The 18,451-nt window shown below is 59.5% G+C and carries 15 protein-coding genes; 6 read left to right on the top strand and 9 right to left on the bottom strand.

Annotation, left to right across the window (positions count from 1 at the left end; all coding sequences use genetic code 11):
* Positions 1-102: 102 nt before the first annotated feature.
* Complete coding sequence (locus PEL8287_RS09325; RefSeq protein ID WP_085892116.1) at positions 103-1,299, top strand: pyridoxal-phosphate-dependent aminotransferase family protein; 1,197 nt, start codon at positions 103-105, stop codon at positions 1,297-1,299.
* Between the two features lie 238 nt (positions 1,300-1,537).
* Here the strand turns inward: PEL8287_RS09325 and PEL8287_RS09320 are convergent, their stop codons facing one another.
* Positions 1,538-2,644, bottom strand: a complete 1,107-nt coding sequence (locus tag PEL8287_RS09320; RefSeq protein WP_085892321.1) for a pyridoxal phosphate-dependent aminotransferase — start codon at positions 2,642-2,644, stop codon at positions 1,538-1,540.
* Positions 2,645-2,860: 216 nt separating this feature from the next.
* On the opposite strand from PEL8287_RS09320, the gene PEL8287_RS09315 reads away from it, so the two are divergent.
* Complete coding sequence (locus tag PEL8287_RS09315; protein ID WP_085892115.1) at positions 2,861-3,655, top strand: crotonase/enoyl-CoA hydratase family protein; 795 nt, start codon at positions 2,861-2,863, stop codon at positions 3,653-3,655.
* A 124-nt stretch (positions 3,656-3,779) separates the two neighbouring features.
* Here the strand turns inward: PEL8287_RS09315 and PEL8287_RS09310 are convergent, their stop codons facing one another.
* Positions 3,780-6,905 carry a valine--tRNA ligase gene (locus tag PEL8287_RS09310; protein WP_085892114.1) on the bottom strand — a complete coding sequence of 1,042 codons (3,126 nt, stop codon included), beginning with the start codon at positions 6,903-6,905 and terminating at the stop codon, positions 3,780-3,782.
* A gap of 154 nt (positions 6,906-7,059) precedes the next feature.
* On the opposite strand from PEL8287_RS09310, the gene PEL8287_RS09305 reads away from it, so the two are divergent.
* The 3 genes from PEL8287_RS09305 (at position 7,060) to PEL8287_RS09295 (ending at position 9,818) form a co-directional block, all read left to right on the top strand.
* The gene (locus PEL8287_RS09305; protein WP_085892320.1) at positions 7,060-8,037 is read left to right on the top strand and encodes a zinc transporter ZntB; all 978 of its coding nucleotides are present in this window, start codon (positions 7,060-7,062) and stop codon (positions 8,035-8,037) included.
* A gap of 58 nt (positions 8,038-8,095) precedes the next feature.
* Positions 8,096-8,839: a hypothetical protein gene (locus PEL8287_RS09300; RefSeq protein WP_085892113.1), complete on the top strand. Its 744-nt coding sequence runs from the start codon at positions 8,096-8,098 to the stop codon at positions 8,837-8,839.
* A gap of 175 nt (positions 8,840-9,014) precedes the next feature.
* The gene (locus tag PEL8287_RS09295; protein WP_139837752.1) at positions 9,015-9,818 is read left to right on the top strand and encodes a hypothetical protein; all 804 of its coding nucleotides are present in this window, start codon (positions 9,015-9,017) and stop codon (positions 9,816-9,818) included.
* Between the two features lie 80 nt (positions 9,819-9,898).
* Here PEL8287_RS09295 and PEL8287_RS09290 read toward each other — a convergent pair whose 3' ends face one another.
* Entirely contained in the window at positions 9,899-10,519 is a 621-nt protein-coding gene (locus PEL8287_RS09290) for an HD domain-containing protein (protein WP_085892111.1), read from the bottom strand.
* 16 nt (positions 10,520-10,535) lie between these two features.
* Positions 10,536-11,429, bottom strand: a complete 894-nt coding sequence (locus PEL8287_RS09285; protein WP_085892110.1) for a phytanoyl-CoA dioxygenase family protein — start codon at positions 11,427-11,429, stop codon at positions 10,536-10,538.
* A gap of 106 nt (positions 11,430-11,535) precedes the next feature.
* Here PEL8287_RS09285 and PEL8287_RS09280 point away from each other — a divergent pair, with 106 nt between their 5' ends.
* Positions 11,536-12,423 carry a LysR family transcriptional regulator gene (locus PEL8287_RS09280; RefSeq protein WP_085892109.1) on the top strand — a complete coding sequence of 296 codons (888 nt, stop codon included), beginning with the start codon at positions 11,536-11,538 and terminating at the stop codon, positions 12,421-12,423.
* Between the two features lie 44 nt (positions 12,424-12,467).
* On the opposite strand, the gene PEL8287_RS09275 is transcribed toward PEL8287_RS09280, so the two are convergent.
* From PEL8287_RS09275 to PEL8287_RS09255, 5 genes are all read right to left on the bottom strand, one after another.
* Positions 12,468-13,976 (bottom strand): AMP-binding protein, encoded by a 1,509-nt coding sequence (locus PEL8287_RS09275; protein ID WP_085892108.1) that lies wholly within the window; start codon positions 13,974-13,976, stop codon positions 12,468-12,470.
* Positions 13,973-15,382: an acylating sulfoacetaldehyde dehydrogenase gene (gene sauS / locus PEL8287_RS09270; protein WP_085892107.1), complete on the bottom strand. Its 1,410-nt coding sequence runs from the start codon at positions 15,380-15,382 to the stop codon at positions 13,973-13,975. Before sauS ends, PEL8287_RS09275 begins: the two co-directional genes overlap by 4 nt.
* Before the next feature lie 68 nt (positions 15,383-15,450).
* Positions 15,451-16,410, bottom strand: a complete 960-nt coding sequence (locus PEL8287_RS09265; protein ID WP_085892106.1) for a tripartite tricarboxylate transporter substrate binding protein — start codon at positions 16,408-16,410, stop codon at positions 15,451-15,453.
* 39 nt (positions 16,411-16,449) lie between these two features.
* Complete coding sequence (locus PEL8287_RS09260) at positions 16,450-16,905, bottom strand: tripartite tricarboxylate transporter TctB family protein (protein WP_085892105.1); 456 nt, start codon at positions 16,903-16,905, stop codon at positions 16,450-16,452.
* Positions 16,902-18,419 (bottom strand): tripartite tricarboxylate transporter permease, encoded by a 1,518-nt coding sequence (locus PEL8287_RS09255; RefSeq protein WP_085892104.1) that lies wholly within the window; start codon positions 18,417-18,419, stop codon positions 16,902-16,904. Before PEL8287_RS09255 ends, PEL8287_RS09260 begins: the two co-directional genes overlap by 4 nt.
* Positions 18,420-18,451: the final 32 nt, after the last annotated feature.

Raw genomic sequence — 18,451 nt, 5'->3', positions numbered from 1 at the left:
ACCCATGTAGGGGCAAGAGCCGTGCATGGCAAGCTGATGATCCGCGATTGACGTTGCGGGGTGACAACGTAGAGTTCGCCCGAACATGCAGGAGACTTGCAGATGAGTCTGTCAAACGGCCGCCCCTACCTGGCCATTCCCGGCCCTTCGGTCATGCCGGAAGCGGTGTTGCGTGCAATGCACCGGGCTGCGCCCAATATCTATGAAGGCGAACTGATTGATATGACGGCAGGGCTGGTACCCGATCTGGCCCGAGTAGCCCGCACCGATGGCCATGTGGCCATATACATCAGCAACGGCCATGGCGCATGGGAGGCCGCATTGGCCAATGTTCTTTCCGCCGGAGACCGTGCGCTGGTCGCAGCCACAGGGCGATTTGCGCATGGCTGGAGTGAGATGGCACAGGCCTTGGGAATTACAACGCAGGTACTGGATTTCGGAAAGCATTCGCCCGTAGACCCCGAGCGGCTTGAATCCGCGCTGCGCGCCGATAAGGCCCATGAAATCAAGGCTGTGATGGTAACGCATGTGGATACATCAACGTCGATCCGGAATGATATTGCAGCTACTCGCGCCGCCATGGATGCAGCCTTGCACCCGGCGTTGTTGATGGTTGATTGCATCGCATCGCTGGCCTGTGACCGGTTCGAGATGGATGCCTGGGGCGTTGATGTGATGGTTGCGGCCAGCCAGAAAGGGCTGATGGTGCCGCCCGGCCTGGGGTTTGTGTTCTTCAATGACAAAGCTGTTTCGGTACGCGCAACCAAGACATATGTCAGCCGCTACTGGGATTGGGTTCCGCGCGCAAATCCGGGGTATTTCTACCAGTATTTCGGGGGAACGGCGCCTACACATCACCTGTATGGCTTGCGGGTGGCACTGGACATGATCCACGAAGAAGGCATCCAGGCCGTCTGGGCAAGACATGACCACCTGGCCCGGGCGATTTGGGCGGCCTGCGAGGTTTGGGGGCAGGATGGGCCACTGGCACTTAATGTGACGGACCCGGCGCATCGCAGCCGTGCGGTTACGTCCCTGCGCATCGGTGCTCCGCATGGTTCAGAGTTGCGCAAGTGGGTCGAAGAAAAAGCTGGTGTGACCCTTGGGATCGGTCTGGGCATGGCCGAGCCGGAAGACCCGGAATGGCATGGATTTTTCCGTATCGGGCATATGGGGCATCTGAATGCGCATATGGTTTTGGGGATGTTGGGGGCGATTGAAGCCGGTTTGACCGCGCTGGATATTGCGCATGGTCCCGGAGGGCTGCAAGCGGCCAGCCGGGTGATTTCTACGGCCTAGGCTTCAGGTGCGCCGAAAAGCGATCAAGGTAATCAGCCTATCCAGAATATAGCCTGTTATCAGGACTGCAGGCAGGCCAAGCGTTGCCCATATAACCATGAAAATCCAAATTAGATTCACCAGGCCCATCACCAGTGCTGCATTGGTGTAGTTGGGGGCTGCGGGCATGTTTCCACGTCTCATGGGCCAAGTTTACCGCAAGAAATATCGCTGTCAGGTTAAAAATTTCGCCAGCCGATTATTTGCGGGCTTCTGCCAATGCCAACGGCAGGGCCTCTGCCAATAAATCCAGGTCCTCTGGCCGCCCGCAACTGATGCGGATACAACGATCTTGCGGGGCCACAAACGGCATTCGAACGAAAATGCCACGTGCGACAAGCGCTGCCAGAACCTTGCGGGCAAAATCGCCGTCCGCGCCGCAATCCACAGCCACAAAATTTGTGGCCGAGGGCAGGATGGTCAGCCCGTTGTCGCCCGCGATCCGGCTGATCCTGTCACGGGCCTGGGACACCTTCGCTTGGGTTTGGGCCAGCCAGTCCTGATCGTTGAGCGCGGCCAGCGCCCCGGTCTGCGCCATTCGGTTCATGCCGAAATGATTGCGGATCTTGTCGAAGTTTCTGATCAGACCCTCCGCACCGACCGCATAGCCAATCCGGGCACCCGCCATGCCGTAGGCCTTTGAAAAGGTGCGCATTCGGATAATGCGGGGGTCTTCGACATCTACTTGCGCTGCAGTGCCTTCGGGGGCAAATTCGACATAGGCCTCGTCCAGCAATAGCAAACAATCCTCTGGCAGCTCATTCAGGGCCTGTGCGATCACGGTACCGGCGTGCCATGTCCCCATCGGATTGTCCGGGTTGGCCAGATAGACCAGTTTTGCCTCAACCTCTTTTGCTTTGGCAAAAAGCGCTGCGGGATCCTCGTGATCGCCATTGTAGGGTACTTTGTGAATAATCCCGCCAAAGCCGGTCACATGATAGTTGAAGGTAGGATACGCCCCATCCGAGGTTACAACCGCATCACCCTGACTGATCAACAACCGGACCAGATAGCCCAGCAGTCCGTCTATCCCCTCGCCTACAAGGATATTCTGTGGCTGCACACGCATGTGCGCGGCCAGTGCATTGCGAAGGTCAAAACTGGTCGGGTCACCGTATTTCCAGATTTCCAGCGTTTCGGCCTGCATTGCGGCAATTGCTTTGGGTGAGGGGCCAAAGACATTTTCATTGGCGCCGAGGCGCGCGGCAAACGGCGCACCGCGGGTGCGTTCCTGCTCCTCTGGGCCGACAAACGGCACGCTGGCAGGCAGGGATTGAATCAGTCTGGTGTAGCGTGGAACAGTCATGGATCGCAGATTGGGATAATGCGGGCGGTCGCGCAAGCCCTTGAAATCGGAGAGGGGATGGTTGCTTGAGAATGACTCGCAAAAACTGGGAACCCCTATGGCCAAGTTGACACGTCGCTTGGCATGATGCGCACGGTTGAAAGCGTCGTTCCCTTAGGTCGCGCTGGCAGGCAGGAAAAAATTAAGGTTTCATGGGGTCAATCGAGGGAGGGCGCCATGAGCCGGGTAATTGTCGAAATCGAAGATCACATTGCGAAGGTCACGCTGAACCGTCCGGACAAGATGAACGCGGTTGATCCGGCGATGGCCGAGGAAATTGTCGAGGCAGGTCAAAGCCTTATGGGTGCTGACATCCGTGCGGTGGTGATGTCGGGTGAGGGTAAGTCATTTTGTGCCGGGCTGGATGTTATGAGTTTCGCGCAACTGGCTGCGGGCGACCCCGAGGCGCTGGTGATGCCGCGAACGCACGGAAATTCCAATTTGTTCCAAGAGGTTGCGATGATCTGGCGACGGTTGCCGGTGCCGGTGATCGCGGCGTTGCACGGGGCGGTCTACGGTGCCGGGTTTCAGCTGGCGCTTGGGGCCGATATTCGTATTGCAAATCAAGATGCTAAGCTGGCAATCATGGAGATGAAATGGGGTCTGATCCCGGATATGGGGGGCATGGCCCTGTTGCCGCAACTGACGCGCAGCGATGTGGTCCGGCGGATGACCTATTCTGCCGCTCCGATCACTGCCGAAAGGGCGGCCGCGTGGGGGCTGGTGACCGAACTGGCCGAAGGCCCACATGGCGCGGCCATGGCCTTGGCCACTGAAATAGCAGGAAAAAGCCCTTCGGCCATCCGCGCTGCCAAACGTCTGATCGGGCTGGCCGAAAGCGGGGTGGATCAAGACACGGTGCTGCTGGCGGAAAGCCGCGAGCAGGCCGGTCTGATCGGAAAACCGCACCAGATGGAGGTGATTTCCGCCAATATGTCGGGGCGCAAGCCAGACTTTTCGGGCAAGGCCTGAGCCGGGGCTCCAAAACGTACAATTTGTACGCTTTGTACGTCAAAAACGTACGCTATCTGACCCGTTTCGCAAATCGGACGTACGTTTTGGCCGGTGGCAAGGGACAGCGCAGCCAGCGACAGGGTCAGCCGATTTCGTTCAGGCGGTCGAGGGCGGCCTTGAGCTTGGTATGCTCTTCTTCGCGCAGTCCAAGGTTTTCGCGGGCTTCGACGACGATTTCCTCGGGGGCGCTTGCAACGAACTTGGGGTTGTTCAGTCTGCCGCGCAGGCCCCCAAGTTCCTTTTCAAGCTTGCCAATGGTTTTTTCCAGACGCGCCTTTTCTTCGCCAATGTCGATAATATCGGCCAGCGGCAGACCAAAGCTGCCGCCCTCAACCGCGACGGTGATACAGCCCTTGGGGAAGGTCCCCGCGTGGGTCAGGCTGTCGATCCGGGCAAGGCGTTTGATCATCGCCTCGTTGTTGTCCCAGGCCGCTTGCCCTGCGGCGTCAAGCTCAGTCACCAGAACCGGGATTTTCAGACCGGCGGGCACATGCATCTGGGCGCGGGCGGACCGGACGCTTTCAATCAGGGAAATCACCCAGTTCATTTCGCGGTCGGCGGCGGCGTCTACCAGCTCATTGCCGTAGGTGGGCCAATCGGTGTGGATCAGCATTTTGGGACGGTTGCCAAGGGTGTCCCACAGTTCTTCGGTGATAAACGGCATGATCGGGTGCAGCAGGATCAGGCACTGGTCGATAACCCAGGCCATGGTTTCCTGCGTCTCGGCCTTGGTGGCATCGTCGCCGTCCATCAGCAGGGGCTTGGAGAATTCCACGTACCAGTCGCAGACCTTACCCCAGACAAAAGCATAAAGCGCATTGGCGGCGTCGTTAAAGCGGTATTGCTCCAGTGCTGCGTCAACCTCGGCGCGGACCTGTGCTGTTTCGCCCATGATCCACTTGTTCACCGTGGCGGTGGGGGTGGGGTGATTTTTCGCAGAAAAATCGTGGCCCGTGGCCTCGTTCATTTCAGCAAAGCGGGCGGCATTCCACAGTTTGGTGCCGAAGTTGCGGTACCCGGCGATGCGCTGCGTCGAAAGCTTCAGATCGCGGCCCATGGCGGCCATCGCTGTCAACGTAAAACGCACCGCATCCGCGCCGTATTCGTCAATCAGTTCCAGCGGGTCGAGGACATTGCCCAGAGATTTCGACATCTTCTTGCCCTTCTCGTCGCGGACAAGGGCGTGGACATAGACATCATTGAACGGCTTTTGCCCGACCACGGCATATTGCATCATCATCATCCGGGCGACCCAGAAAAAGATGATGTCAAAGCCGGTGATCAGGACGGAGGTGGGGAAGTATTTTTTGAGTTCCTCGGTTTCCTCGGGCCAGCCAAGCGTGCCGATGGGCCAGAGACCGGAAGAGAACCATGTGTCGAGGACGTCGGGGTCGCGGTGCAGTTCTGCTCGTCTTCCGCTCATTCCTACCACTGCATATCCGGAATACTGAGCCTTTTTGTGTACGAGCAGAGATTTTTCCGAACCATAGTACTGGCGAGCTTGTTTTCGTAGCTCTCGCTCACTCGGTGCGCAAAACACTTTGAAGTTGGCTCCTTCGAGAGATGAATCTAGGCTGAGAAGAGAGGCGCGCGTTATTGCCTTTCCTGTCTTTTTAATTTTGCACTCAGATTTAAACTTTTCCATGGCTGCAAGCGATGGACCATACCAAACCGGAATTTGATGCCCCCACCAGAGCTGGCGTGAGATGCACCACGGCTCGATGTTTTCCAGCCAGTGGAAATAAACCTTGCGGTCCGCCTCGGGCATGATCCGCACATCGCCGTTTTTCACCGCGTCGATGGCGGGCCCGACGATCTTGGCCGTGTCCACGAACCACTGATCGGTCAGCATCGGTTCGATCACCACTTTCGAGCGGTCGCCAAAGGGCTGCATGATGGGTTTCGGCTCGACCAGCGGCACAAGCGACGCCTCGCGCGGGTCGCCGCCCTCTTCGGGGGCGACGGGGACGTGGGCAGCCTTGCCAAGGCGCGGATCGTTTTCGGGCACCATGACGGCAAGGCCCTCATGGGTGATCTCTTCGACGACCTTGGCACGCGCCTCGAACCGGTCGAGTCCGCGCAGGTGGTCGGGGATGAGGTTGAGCGTGTCGACCTCGGCGCCGGTAAACTCGGCCCCATTGGCAATTTCCTGTGCTCGTGTGGCGCAGGTGGCGTAATCAGCGCCGTCATTGCGCATCTGGCCTTTGGTGTCCATCAGCCGGTACATCGGGATGCCGCCACGTTTGGCGACTTCGTAGTCGTTGAAATCATGCGCGCCGGTGATTTTCACCGCGCCCGAGCCAAAAGTGGGATCGGGGTATTCATCGGTGATGATCGGGATCAACCGGCGGTGTTCCTTGGGGCCAACCGGAATTTCGCATAGTTTTCCGACGATTGGCGCGTAACGTTCATCTGAAGGATGAACCGCAACCGCGCCGTCGCCCAGCATGGTTTCGGGGCGCGTCGTGGCGATGGAGATATAATCGCGCTCTTCGGTGAAGAGCACGTTGCCGTCTTCATCCTTTTCGACATATTCATAGGTCGCGCCGCCCGCCAGCGGGTATTTGAAGTGCCACATGTGGCCGGCGACCTCAAGGTTTTCGACCTCAAGGTCGCTGATCGCGGTTTCAAAATGCGGGTCCCAGTTGACCAGCCGCTTGCCGCGATAGATCAGCCCCTTGTTGTACATATCAACAAAGACCTTGATCACGGCGTCGTGGAAATTGCCCTCTTCTCCTTCAGGCGCAGACGGCGCGCCGGACATGGTAAACGCCTCACGCGACCAGTCACACGAGGCGCCAAGGCGTTTGAGCTGCCCAATGATGGTGCCACGCGATTTGATCTTTTGTTGCCAGACGCGTTTTTCAAACGCCTCGCGGCCCATTTCCGTGCGCGACGGTTCCTGATTGGCGGCCATGTCGCGTTCGGTCACCATCTGCGTGGCGATGCCCGCATGATCGGTGCCGGGCTGCCAGAGCGTGTCAAAGCCGCGCATCCGGTGCCAGCGCACAAGGATATCCTGCAGCGTGTTGTTAAAGGCGTGACCCATGTGAAGGCTGCCTGTCACGTTGGGCGGCGGGATCATGATGCTGAAGGTTTCAGCGCCCGGTTTGGCATTGGCCCCGGCCTTGAAGCAGCCTGATTTTTCCCAGGCCTGATAAAGGCGGGTCTCGGCCTCGTTTGAGTCGAATGTTTTTTCCATTGCCATCACGTCATACCTTGCGCATTTCACGGGTTGCCCGACGTCTAGCGAAACCGCAGCCCAAGGGAAAGATGGACGCGGCAATTTATTGGCGCAGCGATTGGGTGACAGGCGGTTAATTCCGGCGCAGACTGTGGGCAAGGCAGGTGGAGGTATGGCGATGGACGGGGTGAGTCAGTGGCGGATCGACAAGGCAGGCCAGGGCAAGCCGATTGATCTGGGGGCCAAAGGGCTGGCCGGGCTGGATGTGTCGCCGCCCGGTTTTGTCTGGGTGCATGTTGATTGCGGCAGGCAGGGCGCGCAGCACTGGCTGGAAGGCATCGGGCTGGAGCCGCTGGTACAGCGGGCATTGCTGGCGCCCGAGACTCGGCCAAGGTGCAGCGTGCATGGCGACGGCGTGCTGATGAACCTGCGCGGCGTGAACCTGAACCCCGGCGACGAGGTTGAGGATATGGTATCGCTCAGAATGTGGATCACCGAGCAGCTGGTGGTTACCGTGCAAATGCGGCGCCTGATGGCGGTATCGGATGTTCAGGACGCGGTGGCCCGCGGTCAGGGCCCGGATGGCGCGGCCGAGCTGGTGGCACGTCTGGCGCTGCGGCTGGCAGACCGGGCCGAACCGGTGGTGGCGGGACTGAACGAGAAAGTGGATGTGCTGGAGGATCAGGTGATCGAGGGGCTTTCCTCGATGAGCCGGCGAAATCTGGGTGATATCCGACGCGTGTCGATCATGTTGCGTCGACATATGGCGCCACAACGCGATGCCCTGAGCACGTTCGAGATCGAGGATCTGCCATGGGTCAGGATGCATGACCGGTCGCGTCTGCGCGAGGCGACTGAACGCATGACCCGGCTGGCCGAGGAACTGGACGCGATCCGCGACCGTGCGCAGGTGGTGCATGACCAGATCATGGACACCCGCGCCGAGGCGATGAACCGGCAGATGCTGGTCCTGTCCGTCGTGGCCGCGATTTTTCTGCCGCTGGGTTTGATCACCGGCCTGTTGGGCATCAACGTGGGTGGTATGCCCGGCGCCAACTATGGTGGCGCCTTTTGGATTGTCACGGCTGGACTGGTTGTGCTCGGTCTGATGCTGTTCTGGATTTTCTGGAAGATGGGCTGGCTTGGTCGGAACTGACCGGGGTAAGCTGTAGAGGCTCTGTCAAAATGGGACCGTTGTTAAAGAAGGTTAAGCCATGGCATTGATCATTCCTGATGGCCCGGTTTCGTTTTTTCGCCTGTTCACGAAAATGGGCGGCTGGCTGGTGATCGTGCTGGGCGCGGTGTGCCTGCTTTTGTCGCTGATCAGTCAGAGCAACCTGGGGCTGGCGCAGCGGTTCGAGGCCGAGGGCCGCGACGCCACCGCAATTGTGACCGAACGGTTCGCCAAACAGCCCAAGGGCGAAGAGGACCGCAACAGGATCACCTATTTTCTGGGGCTGAAATTCACCACCCGCGAGGGCCAGGAGATTGCGGTGGTGCAAAAAGTTGGCCGCCCCGAGTACGAAAAGCAGGCCGAAGGCAGCGAATTGCGCCTGCGCTATCTGGCAAGCCAGCCGGAACTGGTTGAACTGGTACCGGGGCAATACCGGTCAAGTTCGAGCATGTTGCAGGTTATGGCCCTGCTGACCGGGCTGGCGTTTCTGGCCGGTCTGTTTGTGGTGGGCGGCTGGGCGGTTTCGGCCGTGCGTGCGCGCCGTTACGGGCGGCGGGAAACGGCGATGGTGCAAGAGGTAAGATACACCGGATTAAAGCTGAACAACCGCCGCCGGTTGCGCCTGATCTGGCGTGATGCCCGGGGGCGCGAAGGTGCAAGTATCCTGCGCCGCGAGGCCGAGTTGAGAGAGTTCAAGCCGGGCGATCAGATCGAGATTTATCAGGGGGTTAAGCGATCCTGGTGGGTTGGGGATGTGGGCGAACGGGCGAAGGTTTCGCCATAGCCGTGAGGAACGCCGGAATTTTTTTTCAGAAGTCCGCTAAGCGGACAAAACGGTCCGATTCCGGGTTTCACTGAGAGCCCCCCTGAAGCATTGCAGGGTGGGTTACAGAAACTTGATCTGTATTCAAAACGTCAGAACCCTGCTATTTTGGCAGTAAAAGCGGGACACGTTCGTTATGAAGCCACGGTTTTTCGGGACTAAAGTTCAAAAGCGTATGCAGAGGATCGCATACGAACTTTCCCCTTTACTGCAGGATCAATCTGCATTTGGTACCGAAGGCCGCATGTGGGCGATTGATAGGCCCGACTTCGCCGAGGTAGATAAAGTGGCCGCACTTGCATTGCTACAAGGGGCTACGGCCAATCACTATGTCCTAAAATCCCAGGAAGCACGATTTGCGGAAGAATATGCAGAAAAAGGCTTGGTAAATGATCGGTGGGACCAGTTCATGGGGGGACCTCAATGTCTAACCATCTGCGAGGAATACTTGGCCAACTTTGAATTGCCGGATCAATATCACCTGCATCAGCTAAGCCCTGAAACACCCGCGCACATACTCGATGCACTCGAAGAAACTGCAGCAGCATGCGGGGTCTTACCGCCAATGACGCCAGTCTTGTTTGGGCAGATGCGCAATGCTGCGTATTTCTGCCTTGAAGCACCGGACGGTGGCGTTGCGGCTTGTGCTGGTGCCTGCCTGCGCAATCACATTGAAAGTCGCTTCGGCAAAGCCTCGTGGTGGGGTATGCTTGCCACGCGCGATCAGGACCGTGGTCAAAGCCTGTCACTCTATCTCGGTGCGCTGGCGGCTCGCACCATGCACGAGAAATTCGGCGTCGAAGAATTTTACACCGGCGTGCGGTCCGATAATCACGTGTCGCGGCACGTTTGCCAGAAACTGGGCGTCCATGACAGCGAGTACGCGTGTCTTGCAATTCTTGACCCGGCGGCATTCGGCGAAGGTGGCTACACCAAATAAGCATAGCCCTTCCAGGCGGTTTCTTGGCCTTCGCTAAAAGCGCTGCAGTTCGCCCCAAAGTTTAAGTGGGCTCTGACCGGTCATTCGCGTTCTGCGGCGACGCTGGTATTGGTCAGGGGCTCGCGTTCGCCTGCGCGGATGACGGCGGGGTCATAGGGTTTGCGGGCAAAGACCTGTTCGACCATGGGGGCGAAAAACTCCAGAGGCAGGTCGTCGTAATCCGGGTCAAAGCTGGCCTGATCCCACCTTTCGCAGAACTCGGCGCAGTCGTCGAAATAGGGGTGGCCTGCGTGACGCTCGCGCTTGTGCTGGTCAAAGCCATCAAGGTGGTGACCGTAGTAGAGCATCTGGAAATCGCCGTGGGTCTGGACGCACCACGCGCATTGTTCGCGCACAAAGGGTTTGAGGATGGTGGCGGCATATTCGTCGTGATTGTAGGGCGCGTAGATATCGCCGATATCGTGCAAGAGCGCCGAGACAACCCAATCAATATCCGCGCCATCCCGCCACGCCCGGGTGGCGGATTGCACGGAATGCCCAAGGCGGGTGATCTGGTAGCCCGAGAGGCTTTCGTCGAGGTCGACCAGCGCTTTCAGCAGCCGGTGCGCGGTGTGTTTTGTGTGGTCGATTTCATGGGCGGTCAGGAATTCATACTCTTCCTTGGTTCCGTCTTTCATCTGGGTGAAGTTGACCTTGTCCATCTGGGAACTCCCTTTCCTATGAGGCGGCTGCCTTGTTGTATAGTGAAACATCGCCTGTGGCCCCTTGTGCAAGGGCTTTGGTCTGATCGGCGCGGATTTTTTCGTAAAGGTCCAGCGATTGCGGGCTGAAATTGGCAGTGGGCGGCATGTAGTGGATGAAATTACCCGAGGTATCCACACCGCGTGCCATCATCGCATAGTCGCGGTCGGCCACCTGTTGTCTGGCATTCGGGTTGAGATAGCGGATGGCAAAGCCGATGCGGCGGTCGTCTGAGGTATTGGGCCCCGAGCCGTGAATGGTCAGGCCGTGGTGCAGGGACATCTGGCCGGGTTGCAACTCGATAGGGGTTTTGTCGCTATCGGCCACATCAACCGCGATTTCCTGACCGCGGCTAAGCAGGTTATTTTCTGAAAACGTGTCATTGTGCGGCATGATCGGGTTTTTGTGTGAACCGGCGACAAATTCCATGCACCCCGATTGCACCGTGGCGGGTGACAGCGCGATCCATGCCGTTACCTGATCCGAGGTTTCGCCCATGCCCCAATACGTCAGGTCCTGATGCATGCCGACAATATGGGTGGTGTGCGGTTCCTTGATGAAGAATTCAGCCGACCAGATCATCAGGTTGGGTCCCAGAATGCCCTCGACCGCGTTCAGAACGCGCGGGTTCTGCGCCAGGCGCGCAGCCAGTGGCATCACGCATTGGGCGTTGACGCGCTTATAGGTGTTCAGAGGCAGGGGCAGGTCGGCTGGCAGCCAGTCGCGTTCGATCGCCTCAAGTTCGGCCCGGTACTGGGCGGCTTCGGTTTCATCGAACACCTGAAGCGGGAACAAAAAGCCGTCCTCCCAGTAGTGTTCGGTCTGGGCGGCACTGAGGTGTCCGCCGGTCAGGGCAAGGGGCGTGGGCATCGGTGATATCCTGTTTCGCGCTGGTTTGGCCAGATTAGGCGAGATCCGGCAGAATTCAGAACGGTATCGCTGGACGCTTAGGCTAAGTTCTGCTTAGCCTGATATCATGGCAACAAAGATTCCCTCGCTGAACTGGTTGCGCGTGTTCGAGGCGGCAGCGCGCTGTGAAAGCTTTTCTCGGGCGGCAGGGCAGCTGAACATGTCACCGGCGGCGGTCAGCCAGCAGGTGAAGGCACTGGAAGAACGGCTAGGCGCCCCCCTGTTCGAGCGCCACGCCCATGCGGTTACGTTGACCGAAACCGGGCGGGCCTACCTGCCTTCGGTGCAGCAGGCGCTTCTGACATTGGAGGGGGCCACCGACGGGCTGTTTGGCGCGGGGCCTGCGCAGCAGCTGTTCGTGCAGTCGGTTCTGATCTTTGCCCATGGGGTGCTGGCGCGGGGGTTAACCAATTTTGCGGGTCTACACCCGGATATTTCCCTGACCCTGACCACGGCCAACCAGCCCCATGAATTCGCTCAGGGCTTTAACGACATGCAGATCGTTTTCGGCAATCCACAGGCCCATGGGCCGGAAAGTGATCGTTTGATGGGCGAGAAGCTGTATCCGGTGGCGTTGCCCGAGGTTGCGCAGGGCGTCTCATCCCCGCAGGATCTGTTGCAGCATCGGTTGATCGAAGTGGCGACGCACCGGGCGGGCTGGCCCTATCTGTTTGATCATCTGGGTGTTTTGCCGGGTACCGCGCGGTATGTCTATGCCGACAGCACGCTTATGGCGATGGCAATGGCCAGTGAAGGGGGCGGGGTGGCGCTGGCCCGGGCCCCGGCGAGCGACAAGGCGATGGCCGAAGCGGGACTGGTGCCCTGCTTGGATTTTGTCAGTGTCGAGGGGCGCGAGACCTATCATCTGGTATACCCCGATCGCCGGGCGCTGCGCCCGCCTGCGCGTTCATTCCGTGACTGGATGCTGGACTGGACAAAGGGGCTTGACGATTGACAACAGTGCATATGGCCGCGATTTTTCTGCGAAAAATCCGGGTGTCAGGCCTTGGCGGGTAGCGCGGCGTTCAGGGTTTCGGACAGGATACGGCGCTGGATCTTGCCCGAGGGTCCTTTGGGGAGTTCATCAAGGAAATGCACGCGGTCGGGGCATTTGAATTTGCCAAGGCGCCGGGTGCAGAGTGCCAGAAGCTGGTCGGCGGTAACTGCCGATCCGGGTTTCACGGTGACGGCGGCCTCGACCCGCTCGCCGTAGCTGTCGCAGGGGCAGGAAAAGGCCGCGGCCTCGACCACGTCGGGGTGGGCGTAGAGGGCCTCGTCAATTTCGCGCGGGGCGATGTTTTCGCCGCCTTTGATGATCAGCTCCTTGAGGCGTCCGGTGACAAAGAAATAACCATCGGCATCCTGTCGCCCCAGGTCACCGGTACGCAGCCAGCCGTCGGGGGTGAAACTATCCGCCGTGGCCTTAGGATTGTTGAGGTATTCCAGCATGATATTAGGACCGCGCACTGCAATTTCGCCCTCTTGCCCATGAGGTATTGGATTCAGATCAGGTGACAGGATTGTCGCTTCGTTACCAAAGGCGATCCCGGGTGAGCCGATTTTGCGGGGGGCGGGGGGCAGAGGGTTTGACAGGATTTGCGCGGCAGTTTCCGTCAGGCCCATGGTTTCGATGATCGGCACCTCAAACCGCGTTTCAAAGGCGCGCTGAACCTCGGGCGACAGCGGTGACGAGGCCGAGCGGCCAAAGCGCAGGCGGGCGCGGGTGGTAGCGTCGGGGTTCGCGGGACCATGCAAAAGGTGTGAAATGATGGTGGGCACGACCGAGAACCAGGTCGCCTGCGCATCGCGGGCGTGATCCCAGAACCGGTTGGATGAAAATCGTGGGCACATGGCCAGTGTGCCACCAGACACCAGCGTGCCCATGACGGACACGCATAGCCCGTTGATGTGGTAGATCGGCAGCACACAAAGCCCGCAGTCATCGGGCGTGAGGGTATGGGCGATTGTTGTGGTCCAGCCCCCGGCAAGCAGGCTGGACTGGGTATGCACCACGCCCTTGGGTTGCCCGGTGGTACCCGAAGTGTACATCAGCAGCGCATGATCCGAAGGTGCGACAGGGTGCAAGGCGATATCGGGGGTGTTATCAGCCGAGGGGTCCAGCAGGCTCATCCCGCCCGTATCGGCCTGATTGAATAGGGCCAGATGGTCGTCGCCCACAAAGGCAAAGCGTGCGCCGGAATGGCCAAGGGCATATCCAATTGCCTCGGGCCCGGCGACAAGGTTGATCATCGTCGCACGAAAGCCGCCGTAAAGCGTGCCGAAAAGGCATTCAAGCGCGGCGCGCCCGTTGGGCTGCATGATAGCGACGCTTTCGCCGCGGGCCGCCCCCTGTGCTGTCAGAAGCTGGGCGATATCATGGGCGCGGTTGCGCAGGGTGGGCCAGTCAAGCGACGCGCCCCCCTCGGGAAAGGTGAAGGCCGGGCCGCCCGCGTCGGCACGCATGTCGATCCAGTCGCGCAGGGCGCCTTGGGGTGGGGTTGCGCTCATTTTCCGGCCTTTGCCCAGTAGCTGGCGAAGATATCGTCTACGGCAGGTTCACGGCTGGGGATTTCGCGGACGATCTTGGTGGTTTGCATGAAATGCCGCCAGTGCAGATTGTCGTCGATCGAATTGCCGCCCCAACTGCCGCAGCCCATCGACAGGGAAAACGGCATGCCGTTGTTGAAGGCCCCGCCGGTGGCAAAGCAATGCGCCTGATTGACGATCACGCGGCAGGTGGGGATCGTTTCACCCAGATACCGTGCGCGGGTGTCATCAGTGCTGTGCAGGCCAATGGAATGTCCGGCGCCCTGATGGTCGAGGATGCGGGCGGCGATCGCGGCGGCATCTTTGAAATCGGCGGCACGGTAGAGCGCGACGACGCGGCTAAGCTTTTCGCCCGATAGCGGATGGTCGGGACCGATGCTGCTGGTTTCCACTGCGATAAAGCGGGTGTCGTCGGGCACCTGTCCGGTCAGTCCAAGTGCGGCGATCATCTTATCGGCATCCTGGGCGATGACCGCGCGGTTGAGGTGGCCGTCGGGCCATAGCTTTTCAACGATCTGGTCTGCGCCGGATTCAGGGATCAGCGCCCCGCCTTCAGCAGCCATGGCGGCAACGAACGCGTCATAGACCGCGTCGACGACAATCAATTCGTTTTCGGAGGAACAAGAGGTGGCGTTGTCAAAGGTTTTGGACGCCGCGATTTTGGCCGCGGCGGCAGCCAGGTCGGCGGTTTCATCCACAATTACAGTGACATTGCCCGCGCCCACCGCGACGGCAGGTGTGCCGCAGGTGTAGGCACGGCGCACGTTGTCCTGAGAGCCGGTGACGACAACCAGATCGGATTGTTCCAGCATGCGCTGGGTCTTGTCCTTCGATCCCGGCGCCGGAACCATCTGCACAAGGTCATGATCAAGACCAAGACGGTCGAATTCGGCATAGATATACGACAGCAGCAATTCGCAGGTCGCTACGCCTTTGGGCGAGGGCGACAGCACGATGGCGTTACCGCATTTCAGCGCGTTGATGATGTTGTTGGCAGGTGTTGCGCCAGGGTTGGTAGAGGGCACAACCGCGCCGATCACGCCAATGGGGCGGGCGATTTCGGTGATGCCGGTAGCGGGGTCATCGCGCACGACGCCGTGGGTCTTGGCCGATGCGATATCGCGCATCAGGCCCAGCGTCTTGCGGTGGTTTTTGGTGATCTTGTCAGCCACGTTGCCAAGCCCGGTAGTTTTGACCGACAGTTCGGCCAGCGCCCGGTTGCGCGCGGGTTCCATGATGGCCCAGGCCACGGCCTGTGCGGCCAGATCATAGCGTTCCTGTGTCGCGCCATCTTCGAACGCCTTTTGGGCGTGGCGGGCGCGGGCCATGATCTGATCAACGGCTGTGATATCGTCGGGCTTGGTCATTTCGGGGTGTCCTTTGGGTGGGGACAGGGCAGGCAGGCCGCCCTGTCCGGTTTTCTTTCATGGCGCGATCACAGACCGGCCAGCAGTTCCTTGAGGGTTGCTTCGCGGGCCGCCCACATCTCTTTGACTTCATTGCGGGTCATGATGTGCATGGGGGAGCCACCGGCCTTCATCTTGCCGGCCACTTTGGCGTTTGCGAACATTTCAGGCACGGTGGCGGCCAGTTTGTCGATGACATCCTGCGGGGTGCCTTTGGGTACCATGATGCCGCGGAAGTTGACTGACGCGTTGTCGATATCCAGGCCCTGTTCTTTCATGGTGGGCACGTCTGGCAGGAATTCGTTGCGCTCCAGATCAAATACGCCAAGGATTTTCACATTGCCTGCTTCGCGGGCGCGGAAGGCATCGGACAGGTTATTCACACCTGCCAAGACGTCGCCTGCGATCACGGCTTTCATGGCTGCTGCGCCGCCACCTTTGGTGGGGATATAGGCCATTTTGACACCTGCTGCTTTCTCAAGCTGCAGGGCAGCGATGTGGTGGCCAACAAACAGACCCGCACCGGAAAACGTAAGCTTGCCGGGGTTTTCCTTGGCATAGGCCAGGGCATCTTCCATCGAGTTCATCGGGCTGTCAGCGGCCACAACAAAGACCGCCGGATCGGCGCCCCAGTTGGCGATCGGCTCAAAGCTGTCGGCGGAATAGTCCACGCCGCCTTTGATCGACTGAGCGATGAAATGCGGGATGTTATAGGCGGCGAGTGTATAGCCATCGGCCTCGGCCTGGGTGGCGAACCAGTTCCAGCCGACACGGCCCCCGGCGCCGGGCTTGTTTATGATGGCGATGGGCATGCCAAGCGCATCTTCGTTGCCGGCGGTCATGGTGACGATGCGCGCCTGAAAGTCGGTGGCGCCCCCGGCGCCATAGCTGACCATCATCATCACGGGCCGGTCGGGATAATCTCCGGCGTAGGCGCCTCCGGTCAGGGTCATGAGGGCCATGGCCGCCCCTGCGAGTAGTTTCTTCATTTTTGTTTCCTCCCTTGGAATCTTGGTTTTTTGTTGGTTTCAGAACAGAATTTCACGTGGTGTGTAGACCTTTAGAAGTAGCGCGAACACACTGTACATTACCGCGACAAAGCAGGCCGTGACGATCGCCCGCCTGATCCAGCTTTTTGCCTGATCGTGCGGCGCCGGATCGTAGAGCGACAGCAGGATGAAAAACCCGATCGTTGTTGCAGTGTAAAAGCCGAGTGTTTTGGCGGCCCAGAAAACATAAATCAGCGAAACGATCAGTCCGGGCGCCAGATTGATTGCCATGCGCCGGGGGATGCCCGTGCCGATCTTGGACCAGCCAAGCAGCGCCTTGACGAATGTCCAGCCTGCCAGAACCACAAAGGCAGTCGAGATCAGGCGTGGAAAAAGGAAAGCATCGGCGGGTTGCTGGGTATAGCTGACCCAGGCCACCCAGCAGCCAACGGCAAAGACAAGGCCCGAGGGGATGATATGCTGTGTGCGGCTCATACCAGTGTCTCCTCTTGCGGGGTGTTGGTGATGCGGTGCTGGCGCAGTTCCATCCAGACCGAATAGGCGATGGAGGCCACAACGATGGCAATCAGCAGGATGTTCAGCCCGCCCCCCAGGAAATAGGGGGCCATGCCGTCAGTGGCGTTTGCGATCATGCTGCCCTGAATGAAATTGGCCTCGGCAATCGGGCCAAGGATCAGGCCCAGCACAAGGGGGGCTGCAGAAAAGCCGAAACGCTCAAGAAAGAACATCATGACGCCCAGAGTGGCCATGACATAGACATCACCCATCGAACTCTGGACCGAATAGGCGCCAAAAACCGACAGGCCCAGCACCACAGCAGCCATGACAGATTGTGGCACCTGTGCCACCTTGGCGGCCATGCCCGCGATATAGAGGCCAAACAGGCACATCAGCACCTGCCCGATCAACATCGAGTTGATGAAGGTCCAGGCCACATCGGGATGGTTGTCAAACAGGTCGGTGCCAGGAAAGATCCCGTGAATCAGCAGCCCGCCCAGCAGGACAGCGGCAGTTGGACTGCCGGGGATCGAAAGCGTCAGCAGGGGCACGAGTGACGGGCCGACCATCGCGTTGTTGGCAGACTCTGCCGCAATCACGCCTTCGGGATGGCCGGTGCCGAATTTCTTGCGCTCGGGTGAGAATTTCTTGGTCTGGTCATAGGCCACCAGCCCGGCGATCTGACCACCCACACCTGGGATCAGGCCGATGACCGACCCGACAGCCGTGCCAATGGCCATGGCGCGTTTGCGGCTAAGAAGTTCGCGCACGGCGTCCTTGATGGCGTGTTTCTGCACCTCGATCACCTCAATCCCGTCGCCCTGACGCCCCTTTGCAAACATGGTCAACACCTGCGGAATGGCGAAGAGACCGATGAGGGCGGCGATGATGTTGATGCCGCCGCCCAGCGACGGGTGGAAGATAAACCGCTGCGCGCCCATGATGTCATCAAAGCCGATTGTGGCCAGCCACAGGCCGATGCAGCCCGATAGCAGCCCCTTCACCACCGAGGCCGAGTCGAGAGAGCCGATGATCGTGACGCCCAGTATCGCCAGCCAGAACAGGTGCGACGGCCCAAAGGCCAGCGCCCATTTCGCCAGCAGGGGGGTGAGAAAGATCAACAGAAGAACGCCAAAAACGCCACCCACGGCCGAGGCCAGAAAAGACAGCTGAAGGGCTTTTGCCCCTTCGCCCTTTTTCGCCATGGCATGGCCATCCAGCGTGGTGGCGATATTGGCGGGGGCACCGGGAATTTTAAGCAAGATGGCGCTGACCGCCCCACCGGCAACGGTTGAGGTATAGGCGGCCCCCAGCAGGATCAGCCCCTGGACGGCTTCAAGTTGGAAGGTGAAGGGAATAAGCAATGCCACGGCCATGGTCGGAGACAGCCCGGGCGTGGCGCCAAGGATCAGTCCGCCGATCGTGCCGCCGATCAACAGCAAAAGCGAGATGGGTTCGAACACGTTGCCGAAGTAATATATGAACTCCACGACTTCCCCCCCCTTGGTGCAGCCGGTCGGTT

Source organism: Roseovarius litorisediminis (assembly GCF_900172295.1).
GTDB classification, from domain to species: Bacteria; Pseudomonadota; Alphaproteobacteria; order Rhodobacterales; family Rhodobacteraceae; genus Roseovarius; species Roseovarius litorisediminis.
The sequence above is the reverse complement of the archived record's forward strand: the minus strand, read 5'-3'. Positions and strand labels throughout refer to the sequence as shown.

What these genes read in the sequence shown, in the direction of transcription:
- PEL8287_RS09325 (WP_085892116.1), top strand. Translation starts at nt 103, where the DNA reads ATGAGTCTGTCAAACGGCCGCCCCTACCTGGCCATTCCCGGCCCTTCG.
- PEL8287_RS09320 (WP_085892321.1), bottom strand. Translation starts at nt 2,644, where the DNA reads ATGACTGTTCCACGCTACACCAGACTGATTCAATCCCTGCCTGCCAGC.
- PEL8287_RS09315 (WP_085892115.1), top strand. Translation starts at nt 2,861, where the DNA reads ATGAGCCGGGTAATTGTCGAAATCGAAGATCACATTGCGAAGGTCACG.
- PEL8287_RS09310 (WP_085892114.1), bottom strand. Translation starts at nt 6,905, where the DNA reads ATGGCAATGGAAAAAACATTCGACTCAAACGAGGCCGAGACCCGCCTT.
- PEL8287_RS09305 (WP_085892320.1), top strand. Translation starts at nt 7,060, where the DNA reads ATGGACGGGGTGAGTCAGTGGCGGATCGACAAGGCAGGCCAGGGCAAG.
- PEL8287_RS09300 (WP_085892113.1), top strand. Translation starts at nt 8,096, where the DNA reads ATGGCATTGATCATTCCTGATGGCCCGGTTTCGTTTTTTCGCCTGTTC.
- PEL8287_RS09295 (WP_139837752.1), top strand. Translation starts at nt 9,015, where the DNA reads ATGAAGCCACGGTTTTTCGGGACTAAAGTTCAAAAGCGTATGCAGAGG.
- PEL8287_RS09290 (WP_085892111.1), bottom strand. Translation starts at nt 10,519, where the DNA reads ATGGACAAGGTCAACTTCACCCAGATGAAAGACGGAACCAAGGAAGAG.
- PEL8287_RS09285 (WP_085892110.1), bottom strand. Translation starts at nt 11,429, where the DNA reads ATGCCCACGCCCCTTGCCCTGACCGGCGGACACCTCAGTGCCGCCCAG.
- PEL8287_RS09280 (WP_085892109.1), top strand. Translation starts at nt 11,536, where the DNA reads ATGGCAACAAAGATTCCCTCGCTGAACTGGTTGCGCGTGTTCGAGGCG.
- PEL8287_RS09275 (WP_085892108.1), bottom strand. Translation starts at nt 13,976, where the DNA reads ATGAGCGCAACCCCACCCCAAGGCGCCCTGCGCGACTGGATCGACATG.
- sauS (WP_085892107.1), bottom strand. Translation starts at nt 15,382, where the DNA reads ATGACCAAGCCCGACGATATCACAGCCGTTGATCAGATCATGGCCCGC.
- PEL8287_RS09265 (WP_085892106.1), bottom strand. Translation starts at nt 16,410, where the DNA reads ATGAAGAAACTACTCGCAGGGGCGGCCATGGCCCTCATGACCCTGACC.
- PEL8287_RS09260 (WP_085892105.1), bottom strand. Translation starts at nt 16,905, where the DNA reads ATGAGCCGCACACAGCATATCATCCCCTCGGGCCTTGTCTTTGCCGTT.